Raw genomic sequence first — 1097 nt, forward strand, 5'->3', positions numbered from 1 at the left:
GATGAAGCCCTGGACGGCGCGGTAGACGATCATCTGGTCGATGTTGGTGGCGGTCGCCGCCAGCGCACTGGCCGCGGTGAAGCCTGCCGCCGAGATGGTGAACAGCACGCGCGTCGACAGCATCCGGCTGAGAAAGCCCGACAGCGGGATCATCACCACTTCGGCGATCAGGTAGGCGGTCTGCACCCACGGAATTTCGTCGGAGCTGGCGCTCAGGCCGGCCTGGATCTCCGACAGCGAGGCGGAGACGATCTGGATGTCGAGGATGGCCATGAACATGCCGAACACCATCGCCAGGAAGGCGATGACGCGCCGCGTCGAAATGGTGTCAGGCACAGCCGGCCTCGCCGGCGGCGCTCCTGCTGTCAGGGTTGCGGTTGCCATGGCATTGCTCCCCGGCCGCCGCTCAATTCGACGCTGCCACTGACGCCGACCCGGATGGGGCGGTGCGGCTGTCGACGGCGACGACGACGCTCAGGCCGGCGCGCAGCTTACCGCTCTTCAGCGCATCGGCCGGCACATCGATGCGGACCGGAACGCGCTGCACGACCTTGGTGAAGTTGCCGGTGGCGTTTTCGGGCGGCAGCAGCGAGAACACGGCACCCGAAGCCGGCGCCAGCGACGAAACGGTTCCCTCGAAGTCCTGGCCGTCGGTCGCATCGACCGAGATCCTGACCTTCTCGCCGGGAACCAGCCGGGCAAGTTGTGTCTCCTTGAAGTTGGCGACGATGTAGAGCTTGTCCATCGGCACGATGACGGCGAGCTTCTGGCCGGGGCTGACAAGGTCGCCCTGCTCGACCGAGCGGTTGCCGACGATGCCGTCATATGGCGCCTTGAGCACGGTGAAGGAAAGATCGCGCAGCGCCTTGTCATGGCTGAGCTGCAGGGACGCCAGCGTGCTCGCCGATTCCGCGCGCTGCGCCTGCAGCACGCCGATATTGGCTTGCGCGGCGGCGATCTGTGCGTCGGCGCCGACAAGGGCGGCATCGGCCTGCTGGACCGCGGTCTGGGCGTCGTCCAGCTGCGCCTGTGTGCCGACATGGGTCTTGAGCAGCTGCGAGGCGCGCGCCTCGCTGCAGCAGGCCCAGGCGCAGAAG

Annotated in this window: 2 protein-coding genes; both read right to left on the reverse strand. The window is 67.3% G+C overall.

Annotated features, from left to right (window positions below; translation table 11 throughout):
• The coding region (locus EN994_RS32610) for an MFS transporter (RefSeq protein WP_127308210.1) at window positions 1-384 on the reverse strand (384 nt) is incomplete at its 3' end.
• Between the two features lie 22 nt (window positions 385-406).
• On the reverse strand, window positions 407-1097 hold a 691-nt coding region (locus tag EN994_RS32615), incomplete at its 5' end, for an HlyD family secretion protein (RefSeq protein ID WP_164746483.1).

Source organism: Mesorhizobium sp. M7A.F.Ca.CA.002.09.1.1 (assembly GCF_003998555.1).
Taxonomy (GTDB): Bacteria; Pseudomonadota; Alphaproteobacteria; order Rhizobiales; family Rhizobiaceae; genus Mesorhizobium; species Mesorhizobium ciceri.